Source organism: Pseudoalteromonas phenolica, assembly GCF_005876835.1.
GTDB classification, from domain to species: Bacteria; Pseudomonadota; Gammaproteobacteria; order Enterobacterales; family Alteromonadaceae; genus Pseudoalteromonas; species Pseudoalteromonas phenolica_B.
Map to the genome: position 1 here is coordinate 208,509 of NZ_PPSW01000014.1, position 13,160 is coordinate 221,668.

Consider the following 13,160-nt stretch of genomic DNA (forward strand, 5'->3'; position numbering starts at 1 on the left):
TATGTTGTATTATTTACAACGTTTCGTTGATAGTGGGTTGTTATTTGAGGGTTGTGATAATGATTAAAATTGAATTGCTCAAAGTGTTTTTAAGCGTTGCAGATGAAGGCAGTTTTACCAAAGCGGCTGAAAAATTAGAGATGTCGAATCAACTGGTAAGCAAATACATTTCGAAGCTTGAAACACACCTTAATGCCCGCCTGTTCAATCGAACGACCCGTAAAGTAAGCCTCACGGAAGCGGGCGAAAAGTGCCGCCAACATGCGAAACAAATATTAGAAAATGTAGATAACTTAGAAGCACAATTTGGTGAGCTGCAAACAACAGTCACAGGTACTTTGAATATCAGTGCGCCCGTTTCATTTTCGACTTTACATCTATCAAAATTCATCAGTGTATTTAGAAAAAAGTACCCTGAAATAGAGCTCAACATTCAGCTTAACGACCGTAAAGTTGATGTGATCGAAGAAGGTTTTGACGTTGCGCTACGAATTGGTCAATTGCAAAGCTCTTCTTTGGTTGCGAAGAAAATAGCGCCTGTACGCTTGGTCTTATGCGCTTCTCCTGAATACTTAATACATAATGGCACGCCTTCGCACCCGAGCGAGCTCAACCCTAAGCACTTTTTGCATTACAGTTACTCTAGCTATGACAAAACCGACAACCTACTTTTAAATACCCTAAAATCAATAAGCCAAAACAAACACCCCACTATTATCTCGAATAACGGTGAGCTGCTGATGGCCGCCGCCATCGCCGGAGAAGGCTATTTGGTGCAACCCACGTTCATCGCAGGTCACGCACTCAAAAAAGGAGATTTGCAAATATTCTTAGAAAACTATGAACCTGAGCCCATTGCGTTATATGCAGTTTATCCGCACCGTAAACTGCTCTCTTCGAAAGTAAGAGTCTTTATTGACGAGCTCAGTGATTTTTTTGGTGAAAAGCCGTATTGGGACGAGTTTTAAAACATTAATACACTTAGCTGCTTGCTAAATGTATTTACGCAATACTTCTTTGATAAACGGCCACTTTTCTCTTGTATAACGTTCTCTGTCTTCATGGTGAGCTTCTGCGAGCTTAAACTTTAACGCTTGGTAGGCTTTTGCGATGTCAGGGTTATTTCGCAAACTATCTCGAAATTGAATACGCTCTTTCCAAAGAGGGCTTTGAAATGGGATCAAATGTAAGTGATGAGTGCGCACTTCGGGCGTAGGTTTGCAAAACCAATGCATCACATCTGCTTTATAAGGGTAATAGCAATAACCAGATTGCTCTAATTCTTTTATCGCCGGCTGCGAAGCGTCTAACGATTTAACCCCAACCATAATATCAATAATGGGTTTAGCCGCTAACCCTTCAACAGACGTGCTACCAACATGCTCTATTGAGCCATGTAGCCAAGGTGAAATAACTGATTGTAACAACGCTTTTTCAGCTTCAAACATCTCGAACCAGTGTGGACTAAACTCAACTATCTCTATCTTTGCATCAGCCATCTATATTCTTAATCATATTCTGTTGTAACACTAACTTACTTAATCTTGGCTTGCTTCAAACATAAGCTTCAACCATCTTATGTCTTCAGGTCCAAGCTCTGCTTGTTTATGTAAATGTGGTGCCGCCACAACCTCTTTGTAAACGTGCGTAATGGCAACTTGAGTGAGCTCACGCCAATGCTCATTCTTTAAAGCTGGGATCGATAAGGTCGATAAGTCAAAATCTAAAAGAGGATCATGCTCACTTTCAGTTGTCTCAAGCGCAAGTTCCAGCTCTTGCAAAATAGGGTTAATAACTTGAATTGCACTCGATTCTTCAAATTGTTTAATCACATTTTTTTGCGCTTCTTCAATCTCTTTATTCAGTTGATAAGCCGATAATTTTTCACCCGTTAAACGTAATCCATATTTGCTTAGCAGCCCTGTCACGCTAGGTAGCATTGCTTTGGCAGCAATACCAGCGCCAACAAGTGGATTCACTAAAGCAGCAAGCCCACCAACCAATAACATGCCATAAGTTAGCTTTTTGTCTAACGCATCAATTTCATTTGCAAGAGACTCTAAAGAATGCGGAGTTTCTAAGCTGCGCTCTCGAACAATATCACCAACACTGCTTAACATATATTCGCGTAACTGATGCTCTGCATGTTCATTTGGAAAGTGAAATACCCGCCTTTTTGGTAAATTATTCACTTCCGGCACACCCTTCGGTAAGCATCTCATGGTGTGAAGTGCAAACTGATGCTCTGACAATTTAAATGGAATAACAAAATAGTGCTTTTCGTCGTAATCAATGTGAACATCACTGTCTGTTCTTTCTAATGAGACCCAAATCGGCAGACCATTAATTTTGTCTTTAACTATCGAAAAACCTGAAGCTATGTCATCTGAAATTTTTGCAGAGGCGGACTTTAGCGTTTCTAATCCTTTATTTAAAACATCTTTCATACTGTCATATTCTTACTGTCGGGTTCGTTAAATTGAACAGAAAACCTCAAAAAAACAATAGATTTATTTCATTGTAATTGAAATACATAAATGAGAACCTGCGCATAATTACATATGGTAAATGCAAAGCCCAATTTAAATGACTTTTAGAAGCTCTACCAACTTGCTCACACATAAATTAAGCATTATAAAGGTCATCTAACTTGCGAAAAAAGGATAACCCGTGGCAACTTTTAAATTTTTAAAATTCACCTTTTGTGATCAAAGCTACCAGTTACGCCACTCAGGTAAACCCATAAATATCCGACCTAAGACAGCGCAAGCAATAGAGCTGTTTGTTAATAACCCTCAGACTCTAATCACCAAAGGTGAAATGCATACTGCTTTATGGGGCACTCCGCAACACCAAGATTATCGCCTTTTTCAGGTGATCAGTGAAATACGCAAGCTTGCGCCCAATAATGACCTTATTCGCACTCAACCTAACCATGGCTATTACTGGTTAGCTCCTACTGAAAAATTAACAGTAAAAAAATCAAATAAAGTGACACACTATGCCATTGCTGCATGCCTAGCCATTAGTTGTATCACTGCAACAAGCTTGTTAATTAAAGAAAACAATACGTTTGAGCCTGCTTTACCACCCACTTTTAGCAGTTATACAAATGCAGTAGACGCTTATCGTTCACAAGACTATGCGACAGCTCAAAAATGGCTTGAGTTCAGCCTAAAAGAAAACCCATATTCTCAAGAAGCCAAGCTGCTGTTAGCTGAAATAAAATTCAGTCAACAACAGCTAGCCCATGCTAAGCAATTAGCACATGAACTCGTGCTAGAAAATGAATCACAAAGCTATTATCGAGGACAAGCGTTTTCGTTGTTGAGTAGGATCGCCGCAATTCAGAATAACTTTAATGATGCGCTAGATTTTGCAATTCAAGGCAAAGAGTCCGCAGAAGCTGGTTTTGCAAGCTGCAGTGCACACATGTTCGAACAGCAAATCGCCGCCTTAGTCAATAAACAGCAAGATACACCGCTTAACTCAAAGGCACGACTGCAAATCGACAGTGAACAGGCACTTTCAAATAGCTCTGAAAACACAATAGAAAAAAGCGAACATGCGCAACTTTGTAAAGAACTAAAATACTCTGTGACATCAAAACGAGAGTGTAAAAATGTTGAATATACAGCCCAATTAATAGGCTTTAGACAATTCATAGCCTAGGCATAAGTTAATGATAATAATGCTAATATATATAATTATAGAAACTTAGAGGCATTTATACTGACATAAAATGCGCAGCTCACTTTATAAAGGTATTCACTTATCTAATCTTGTGAGCAGCCAATGAAAGCATTTAATAAATTATCAATCTTAGCAATTGCCACTTTATCCTTTATCAGCCCTAACGCCCTATCTGAAGAGGTACCTGACAATCAATCACCCAGTTATTCAAACTCAGCTCTAAGTGCAAAACTACATCGATTGCTTGGTCCTAAGGCAAGCTTTGAAATCACATCATTTAATGACTATTTCGAGCGCGTCACAATCGACAATCAAATCTTACTTGCTAGCAAAGATGGGCAGCATTTGTTTTGGGGTAAAGTGATCAACACCTCTACAAGCGAAGACCTGATTGAAAAAGCAAACCAACAACATAGACAAACATTATTCAAATCTATTCCTCGGGAGAAACTACTCACCTACTCAGCAAAAGAAGAACGACATCAAATAACTATTTTTACCGATATCGACTGCCCATTTTGCAGAAAACTCCACACTCAAATAAAAGACTTAAACCAGCTAGGTATCAGTGTCGATTATGTCATGTTGCCGAGAGGAAATGCTGGTAGCAAAGCCTTCAATAAAACCGTGAATGCGCTTTGCGCCACAAACCCGCGAGCCGCGATGGACTCCGCAATGCATAGGGGGCGTTTTGAAACGAATAATCAAGTAACTTCAGAATGCATCAACAACCTCAACATTCAAAAAGCTTTGGCACAAAAATTTGGTTTTAGTGCTACCCCTACTATTTTATTTGCCAATGGAGAAACAGTACCAGGCTTTATAAGTACAGAAGACATTTCGAAAATCATTCAGAAAATAGAATCTATTTAAGAAGGTTACTTTGCTGTACAGAGAGTAAATATATAACCCCGAGAGAAATACTACCAAGAATGAAATTTATCATAGTTATAAATTACCGCTTATACTGCTTACCCTATAACGTTTACCGTAAAGGGCAAAAAATAGCTGGCTAAAATTAGCGATGAAAGAGCACAAGCCTGCTGTTCCGTTTTTGGTTTAACGGCTTTGTTAGCTACCTATTGCAGTAATTGTTGCACTATAAGTTTGGAAGCATGCCCATGATAAAAGAGAAATAGCGATAAGCATTGTTAGTATGTAACCTAAAAACTCTGTGATAAATAATTTAATCGAATAATATTTATGTTCAACTCCTTCACTACTAGATACGTAATAATCAATTTGGTCATGAACTAAATTTCTGTTCAAAATTTGGGAGTATTTACTACTGTTGCATTCATAAAGATCTTGTTTACTTGCTAGGTCATCTTCTTTATCAATCAAATGCTTAAATGATAAACGAAGCTCATTAATTTCCATTGCTTGCCTTCTAAATTTATCAGCCTTTAAAGAGAAATTACTTTTCTGAACAACAACAGCAATAACCATTGCAAATATTGATATAGAAGTGATAGAAAAGCCTAGGAAGCGACTATATTCAACGATAAAACTATTGTGTGCGTACAACTGAGTTAGAAGAGAAATAACAATAAGGCTGAAAGCTAAGATAGTGAGCGACCACAATGATAAAGTATTATGCCTTTCAAGTCTTCTATTTGCTTGAAAGCAACTTTCTTTCGTTATCCCTGCTCTCCTATATAAATTTTCAAGTTGTGATTTCACAAATAACTCCTATATATCCTTGAGATAAAATTTCGGTGTGAGTAGCAAAAGCCTTACTAATAGGCGAAAAATGCTTGGCTATAATTAGCGACGAAGGAGCGCAAGCCAAGCGTTTTGCGTCCTTTTAAGTAACTTGTTAGCTTTACCTAAAATCGTCAGGTGAATCAAAAAAATTAATGAGTTCATTGAAGCAGTCAACTGTTGATTGACCTGATGCTAATTCAATAGCGTCTTTAACTGAAAGAACAATGTAATTTCCTAACCTAGGATTAATTAGGCCTATTTGATTAATACTATTTTGGTGTAAGGAATAGTTTAAAGTTAAATAAATCAGAATTTGCTTTAAATCTGCAATTCTAAAATCTCTTTCTCCAGACTTTACTTCATAAAGCGTAGTACCAGCTAAAATATCTCCATAGCAATCAGATACTAAGCCACAGCCTGAGAAATGTGGAGATATCGTAATTGACTTACCTTTCTCGTAGTAAAAGAAATAGTGAAACAGATTTCCTGCGATTAATTTAGACTCATTAATTTCTTCTTCGCTCAAAGGAGCTAACTGTTCAGGATTAAAATCTAAATTTTTAATGTAAGAGAAGGCTGTATTTGCAACCTCTGTTATGACTTCTTGAGTTAAATCATTAGTTTTATTAATTTGGCTTTCCATCATTTTTTTATATAGATAGAAACCTGTTTCATTTATTAGCGCACGTCTAGTTGGTTCCGATGTAGAAAAAATACCATCATCAAATGTTTCTTTTTGAAGATTACATTTTTTAACTAATCTATTCAAAAATGGAAAGGTTTTTCTCCATGTTGATGGGTAGTTTCTAGACAACTGGGTAACAGTAATCATAAAAGTGTTCCCCAACCATTACTATTAAAGCGTTCACTAAACCACTTAATCAATAACGTATCTATATCAGGAAGTTCACCTTTTACTTTATCGCGCCAGTGCTGTCCTTCGTCGCCCAAAATATAAGAAGATATTAAAAGCGAACGTTTTTCCCACCTACTAAGTGAAGAAAATGATTTGAGTTTATCCGAAATCCAATAATCTGAATCATGTTGTGCCATAGCAAGTATGATTTCAGAGGTAATAACTGGGTTTACTTGGTTCTTATACGCTTTTATAAGTGCAAAATCCGCTTCTTCTGACTTGTCATGGGCTAGAATTCTAACGGCATACATGAGGTTTATTGGGACCTTAGTAATATATGACTCGTTATTTAACAAATTTCGGAGATCTTCAAAGATTAGTTCTCGTGAGTCATTATCAAGATCGCTAATAATTGAGCGGCAAAGCAACATCACTGATGGAAAAACAGGATATAAAACGTCAAGATTGGATTTAGCTTCATCTCGTTGGCCGAATAAGGAATAAATAGCTGCTTTTCGCTGTTGCGGACTAAGGTATTTAATTGAGTTTATAAGCCTTCTCGTTAAAGCTTGATTAATACGGCTTTTACTAATTTCTTTACCTAGCATACCTACAATATCAAACTTTTCTAGCTCACTTTTCAAGTCATCATAATCGGTATCCGCAGTTGGAGAATAAGGGTCATAAAACAGTCTTAGTTTTAAAAAGTTGTCAGCTTGAATATTATCTTCATTGGAGTCATTTGGATTTCCAAATTCTGATAGAGACAAAAACTCACTCGAAGTCATTATTTGAGTTTTTGATTTTTGGATCGCTAAGCCTTCATTCTCGGTTAACTTTTCGCATAAATATATAAGGTTACCATATGCTTCTTCAACAGAATCAGTGAAGATTATATAATCATCTGCATACCTACAGAACTCTATCCCTTCAGATAGTAGTAATCGATCTACTCTATTTAACAGTAGTTCGCTTAATATTCGAGCAGCTGGTCCACCAACAGGAAGACCATAAGAAACTCCTTTAGAAATCTTTGAAAGCAGCTTAACTATGCGTTTTACAGATTCAGTGTTTGTTGTTGCTTTACGCAAAGCATTTTCAATTCTATGGTGATAAACGCTAGGATAAAAATTTGAAATGTCGCATTTTAAAACAACAGGTTTTTGCTTAGCCAATTCTATGGCTCTTTTGTTAAATTCAGACCAATTATATTCACGGTCGAAGAGATATTTTTTATCCTTGTCGTAGCTATATCGATAGGAGAAAACCTTCTTTTTAGATGTAGGTATTCTCGCAGTTTCAATCTCGTCAGAGATGGATATAACTAAAGCTAAGAAATATGCGTTCCATAATGGGTCTATTTGAGTACCATATCTGAAGCCATGGTAACCCACAGCTTGCAATGCCTTTTCATGTAAAACAGGATACTCAGATAAATAGTCTTCAAACGAAGAGTGAACCTTTTCTAATAAATCTATAGTTTCAGTTTGCTTATCATTAAACAGAAGGTTCTCAATAGGAAAAGGGAAAATATCCGTATCTCCATGGGCAATGATATTTTCCACAGATTTCTTTAAGTATTGTCTAAATTTGCTCATCACGTTCCTTATGTTGCGGATGTAAACTAGGTAAAGCTAACAGCCTTTTCAAAGAAAAAACACCTGATTTTATCGGCACAAAATCGGGAATCCTTTCTATTTTTTCGCTAACATTACATTGCTAATCTATAAGGATCAACAACTTGTTGACTCCACTTGAAATAGTCAGGCATTGTAAATATCGAAAATCAGGAATAGTTAAAAAATTTGGATTTTTATCAAAAGTCCCATTTTACTGAAGCTCTGAACTGTAAAGACTATATTTAACACTCTAGCCTTATCTACACGAGTTAATGTTTGTCTAGGGTTTGAGCAGTAAAAGCTATCTGCACTTATTATTCTTCCTCCCAAGATAATTTTAAAGCTAGCCTAAACCGTTCTTTCTTGGGTCAAAATGAAAACAACCACCCAGTGTTTTGGGCAATTCAACGAGTAGGCTATGTAGTTTTTAAGGTTTTATTACCAATGATGTTTGAAGCTAAAAGTGATTTATTTAAGAGGCTTTCTCTGAATTGGCACCATGTCAGAAGCGGATTTTGGTACTAACTTGTTTCCTCAGTAATGTATGTGACCACAAACATGCAAAGGCCAGCTTTGAGCGAGAAACAGAAGTTGTAGGCCATAAGCGCTGTATTAGTGTTTTACTTTAAGTGCAACCTTCAGGCTTTTATTCAAACACTAATTTAAACCTTTTTTGAGCAACTTGCGTCTCAGAGAGCATAATTATAAAAAACTGTATTTTTTTATAGCAAGATCAATTTGATATACAATACCGCGTGCTGAATTTTGACATTAGGGACAATTTTGATGCTTACTCGTTTTTCGTGTTTTTTTGCCATCCTATCCATAGTTACTGCCTCTTTTTCGACATTCGCTTCAGATGTTTTAGAGTGTGTTATTGAAAGATATAGTCAGCCAAATAGTTCGTTTACAGGTTTACCTAATCCTGCTGAACTGGGCGAACATAAATACAAAATAATGAACTATGGCGAACAACCCTTTTTATTTGCTATCTCAAAACCTGATGTCATTGCTCCAAATGTGAGCCTACCGAGCTTTCTTTCAGACTATTCTCGCAACCAAGGATATGAAGACAATGCTTACCACGAATTTAAAAGTGGTAATTTACCTTTGCAGGCTAAAGTTTGGCTTCCGTTGGGAGCCCAGCCACTGCCGTTAGTGTTATTAGTCCATGGAAATTCTGCGCCTGGGTTTGATTATCTGGGTGAGTTACTCGCCAGCCGTGGGCATTTTGTGGTGCAAGTAGATCAAACGTATTTGAATGGTTTATGGGGTGAAAATGGTGCCCGTGGTTGGATACTACTTGAACATATCAAACTGCTACAAAAATGGAATGCAGAGCAAGTCCATGCTTTTTATAACAAGCTAGATTTAGAGAATATCGCTTTAATAGGCATGTCTAGAGGGGGTGAGGCTGTTGCTTTAGCTGCATCATTTAATCAATGGAAAACTTTACCTGATAGTGCTGAATCAACAGGGTTTGGTTTCAACATTAAATCCGTTGTCGCATTAGCCCCAATGGACGGGCAATATCAACATGCCGATGGCAGAAATATCCTGAAAAATGTTAACTATTTAGTGTTACAAGGAGGCCATGATGCAGATGTTTATCAGTTTCTTGGTAGCCAACAATGGCATCGCACTCACTTCGATGCTGATAAAGATTTATTAAAGCAGTCCATTTATATTTATCGTGCTAACCACATAAACTTTAATCAAGACATGTCTGATGATTACCATTGGGGAAGCAGCAAAGATTTTTATTCAAAGCTATTAACCCCCAAACAACAAGAGAAGTTAACTAAAGTGTATGTTTCAGCTTTTTTGGAAGCTACATTGGCGAACAAAAAAGCGTATCGAAAAATTTTTAGACAACCTGTGACTAGTGAGTTTGGCCTTCCTGACGATATTTATATCAGTCGCCATATGACATCTGATTTCAAAGTTATAGAAGACTTTGAGGGTGACGCTGAAAAAGAAAGCACCGTTAAAGCCCTATCTGGTAAAAAATTAGAAGAAGTGCCAATCGACATAGACTCAGAGCGTCTAAGAAACGGCACTAAAACCTCTAATAATGTATTGAAGGTTCAACTTAAGAAACAAGTTGAAACACGGGTGAGCATTAAGTTCGCAGGTACTGAGTTGTTTCAGCAAAATAGTAAAGGAAAACCCTACCTAAGCTTCTCACTGGCTAGAGCTGATTCAGGAGAAGGCGAAGAATGTGGATCATACAATTTGTTATCTGATACCAAGGTAGAGCTACTTAATAAGTCTGATGTTATGTTTAAAAAAAGTTTAGCCGCATCTGGCAGTGTCTCGCCTTTGTTAATTTCTGACTTCTCTGAATTGGAAAAAGGTGGTGTGAGATATGCGCCAACGGAGCCAGTTTTGCAAACCTTTACGCTCCCTATTGAATTGAATAAGCCAATCAGTGCCGAAAGCGAATTAGAGCTTGTCTTTATTTTTGAACCGACGAGAGATGTAACTATCATCTTGGATGATATTGGAATAACGAGCGCGATATAGCTAATCAGCTTTATTTTAAACAAGCGAGTCATTCACGCATTAGAAAAGCGAGCTTACCTTGTGGTGAGGCATAAAATCGTTTTTAACGGCAGCGATTTCATAAAGCTACCATTAGTCTCTAACACGTTTTATCCAAAATAGTGTTAGAGCGACTCACCACTATTTTCTCTCTTAGAAGCTCAGCTAAATAGTAAATAAGGACATTGGTTTAATTTAAGAATGAATATAAACGGCTTCGATTAGCTAAGGAAAGAAAAGTATATTATTTTTTTGGGAGTATAAATTTGAAATCTTTGAAGGATTGGGTGGTAGTCTTACCAGCCACATCCCGGCACACAAGTCATTCGCTGTGGCTGCTTCCTTCCGGACCTGACCAGGTTCACGAACTATTGTTGCGAGAGGACCAATAAGACCACCATAGTGGGCCTTGTTAGGCGCGGGAAGGATTATCTCTATTATGTGCTTTAGATTCAAGGAAAAACTGAATTAATTAAACCGATTGCCTAATGCTTAAACAATCGGTTTAAAATATGGCGAGATTAATTTGCTAATGACTTCTTCACAGCTTCAAGCTTAGTCTTAACACGTTTCATGTTAGCAGGACCCATACGTAAGAACTGCTTTTGCGCATCTGATAACTTTTCCCACTCTGGATATGCATAGCTATAAGTCACCGAATCTTTAATAAGTGGCAAGCTTGTTTCTGGAATTGGCGTGTCTAAAAGCTCAATGATCGCTTCATTTAAAGTGTAATTAAAGTCTTCGCCCTCATAGCCAATTTCTTCATAGGCTTCAAAAATAAGTGGCTGAAACTTTTTATACACACGTACGATTTGCGCATTGCTCATCTGCGTTAGCATATCGACATAAGGTGTATAACGCTCAAAGCTATTTGGATCTGTAATGATGATGTCTGACTCAAGCGCCATAAACTTATCAACCGGTGCACTCACTGGCGCATGCTTTTTCGCAAGCTTGCCTTGCGCTAAGTTATCTACAAATACAACGGTTCTGCGCACCATATCTTCAGTCACTAACAAACCTAAAGATTGCTCAGTGAGGTATTCACCTAAGCTTTGTTTCACTTCTGCATCACTCTCATCCAACGATGGAAGCTGAGGCTCAGCAGGCTTTGCTTCAACGATTCGCTCTGCAACAGGCTCAGGGGTCGGCTCTGGCTGCGGTTCAGGTTCATATGTTTCTACAACCTCAGGTTCTGGCTCAGGCTCTGGTTGACTTTGCGCCGTATTGACTGGTTTTACCGGTTCTGCGGCAGGCACGACGACGTCTTGCTTGAACTTTTCATTTTCTACAGGCTGTTCAGATTTGCTTGAAAGAATAAAAACAGCAACGACGATTAACGCCATAACAACAACGGCTGCAAATAGCAGCTGGGTTTGGGAAGGCTTTGAAGAAGGTTGTTCTGACATGTTTGCTCCGTTTAATGGCTGAACACAATATTCCGTTGAATATTCTATAATTAGTTATAAAGTAAAGATATATCACTGAGTGATTGTTGCAAGTGATATACGGTAACTGATGGCATTCGCAGCAAAAAGTTCATAATAATTAAGGGCGAATATGGAAAAAAAACCGCAAAATACTCAGCATTCAAAAATGGCTTTGCTTCTGACCGGTGGTGGTGCAAGAGCTGCCTACCAAGTTGGCGTGTTAAAAGCATTGGCTTTGAGTATGCCTCGTAATGCCAAAATTCCTTTTCAAATTATTAATGGTACCTCTGCGGGCGCAATTAACTCTGCTGCGATGGCGTGTTACGCTTCATGTATGCACTTGGCGGTACGCAAAATAGAATGGGTATGGCGCCAGTTTCATACTCATATGGTCTATAAGAGCTCTTTCACTGGCGCGTCGAGTTATATTCTTGGCAATATGATGCGTAGCTTTCAATCTGACTATTTAAATCACCCGCCCGCCAGCCTATTAGACAACTCTCCGCTTCGAGCATTGCTTGATGATGTTTTAGATTTATCTCGCATTGATAGAAACTTACATAGAAAATACTTAGAGGCGGTGTCTGTTACGGTATCAAGTTATTCAACCGGAAAGTCAGTGGCTGTCTTTCAGTCGAATAATGCTGCCCCTTGGCAACGCGCCAAAAGAGAAGGTGTCGCAGGGCAAATCACCTTAGACCTACTCATGGCCTCAAGTGCGATCCCTATGGTTTTCCCCAGTGTTAGAGTGAAGCACCACTACTATGGTGACGGCTCTATCCACCAGCTCTCACCTCTTAGCCCGTCAATTCATTTAGGTGCCGATAAAATATTTATAATTGGTGTTGAGCAACCAAAACGCCAACGCGCCATAGGTTACGAACCTCATTTCCCTGGTGTATCTACGGTTGCTGGCCACTTGCTAGATAGCGTTTTTGCTGACACGCTACAATCAGATTTAGAACGTTTAGAACGAGTTAACCGAACCATAGGTTTACTGCCTTCTAACTCAAAGAATAAACACAAAGAGCTAAAACAAGTTTCAACACTCGTCATTAACCCGACGCAAAACTTTAATGAAATAGCGACCGAATGCTATGAACATATGCCACTGGCAGTCAGAATGTTATTACGTTCGATTGGTATCAAAAAGCACTCGGAGTCGAGCTTAGCGAGTTACTTAATGTTTGAGAAAGCCTATACCCGAAGGCTCATTGAATTTGGTTATCAAGATGGGCTAGATAGGCTCGATGAAATTAGAGACTTTCTAGAGCTTAATTAGGCTTGCACTTAGCTCTATTAACGCTT

The 13,160-nt window shown here is 38.2% G+C and carries 11 protein-coding genes and 1 other RNA gene; 5 read left to right on the forward strand and 7 right to left on the reverse strand.

Annotated elements, in window-relative coordinates:
* The first annotated feature begins 59 nt into the window (after positions 1 to 59).
* Positions 60 to 968 carry a LysR family transcriptional regulator gene (locus C1E24_RS10410; protein WP_138481185.1) on the forward strand — a complete coding sequence of 303 codons (909 nt, stop codon included), beginning with the start codon at positions 60 to 62 and terminating at the stop codon, positions 966 to 968.
* 24 nt (positions 969 to 992) lie between these two features.
* On the opposite strand, the gene C1E24_RS10415 is transcribed toward C1E24_RS10410, so the two are convergent.
* Together C1E24_RS10415 and C1E24_RS21090 are read right to left on the reverse strand one after the other, a co-directional pair.
* Positions 993 to 1,499 (reverse strand): GrpB family protein, encoded by a 507-nt coding sequence (locus C1E24_RS10415; RefSeq protein ID WP_138481187.1) that lies wholly within the window; start codon positions 1,497 to 1,499, stop codon positions 993 to 995.
* 39 nt (positions 1,500 to 1,538) lie between these two features.
* Entirely contained in the window at positions 1,539 to 2,447 is a 909-nt protein-coding gene (locus C1E24_RS21090; protein ID WP_240721986.1) for a hypothetical protein, read from the reverse strand.
* A gap of 223 nt (positions 2,448 to 2,670) precedes the next feature.
* Here C1E24_RS21090 and C1E24_RS10425 point away from each other — a divergent pair, with 223 nt between their 5' ends.
* Both C1E24_RS10425 and C1E24_RS10430 read left to right on the forward strand, forming a co-directional pair.
* Entirely contained in the window at positions 2,671 to 3,672 is a 1,002-nt protein-coding gene (locus C1E24_RS10425) for a helix-turn-helix domain-containing protein (protein WP_138481189.1), read from the forward strand.
* 123 nt (positions 3,673 to 3,795) lie between these two features.
* Positions 3,796 to 4,566, forward strand: coding sequence for a DsbC family protein (locus C1E24_RS10430; protein ID WP_138481191.1), 771 nt, complete (start codon positions 3,796 to 3,798; stop codon positions 4,564 to 4,566).
* 198 nt (positions 4,567 to 4,764) lie between these two features.
* Here the strand turns inward: C1E24_RS10430 and C1E24_RS10435 are convergent, their stop codons facing one another.
* The 3 genes from C1E24_RS10435 to C1E24_RS10445 form a co-directional block, all read right to left on the reverse strand.
* The gene (locus C1E24_RS10435) at positions 4,765 to 5,376 is read right to left on the reverse strand and encodes an SLATT domain-containing protein (protein WP_138481193.1); all 612 of its coding nucleotides are present in this window, start codon (positions 5,374 to 5,376) and stop codon (positions 4,765 to 4,767) included.
* Positions 5,377 to 5,518: 142 nt separating this feature from the next.
* Complete coding sequence (locus tag C1E24_RS10440) at positions 5,519 to 6,232, reverse strand: hypothetical protein (RefSeq protein WP_138481195.1); 714 nt, start codon at positions 6,230 to 6,232, stop codon at positions 5,519 to 5,521.
* Positions 6,229 to 7,854: an RNA-directed DNA polymerase gene (locus tag C1E24_RS10445; RefSeq protein WP_138481197.1), complete on the reverse strand. Its 1,626-nt coding sequence runs from the start codon at positions 7,852 to 7,854 to the stop codon at positions 6,229 to 6,231. Before C1E24_RS10445 ends, C1E24_RS10440 begins: the two co-directional genes overlap by 4 nt.
* 807 nt (positions 7,855 to 8,661) lie before the next feature.
* Here C1E24_RS10445 and C1E24_RS21095 point away from each other — a divergent pair.
* Complete coding sequence (locus tag C1E24_RS21095) at positions 8,662 to 10,401, forward strand: alpha/beta hydrolase family protein (RefSeq protein WP_240721987.1); 1,740 nt, start codon at positions 8,662 to 8,664, stop codon at positions 10,399 to 10,401.
* Positions 10,402 to 10,713: 312 nt separating this feature from the next.
* Here the strand turns inward: C1E24_RS21095 and ffs are convergent.
* Both ffs and C1E24_RS10460 read right to left on the reverse strand, forming a co-directional pair.
* Positions 10,714 to 10,810, reverse strand: an RNA gene (gene ffs / locus C1E24_RS10455) — signal recognition particle sRNA small type.
* Positions 10,811 to 10,940: 130 nt separating this feature from the next.
* The gene (locus C1E24_RS10460) at positions 10,941 to 11,831 is read right to left on the reverse strand and encodes a DUF3014 domain-containing protein (protein ID WP_138481199.1); all 891 of its coding nucleotides are present in this window, start codon (positions 11,829 to 11,831) and stop codon (positions 10,941 to 10,943) included.
* Positions 11,832 to 11,982: 151 nt separating this feature from the next.
* Here C1E24_RS10460 and C1E24_RS10465 point away from each other — a divergent pair, with 151 nt between their 5' ends.
* Complete coding sequence (locus tag C1E24_RS10465; RefSeq protein WP_138481201.1) at positions 11,983 to 13,134, forward strand: patatin-like phospholipase family protein; 1,152 nt, start codon at positions 11,983 to 11,985, stop codon at positions 13,132 to 13,134.
* Positions 13,135 to 13,160 lie beyond the last annotated feature (26 nt).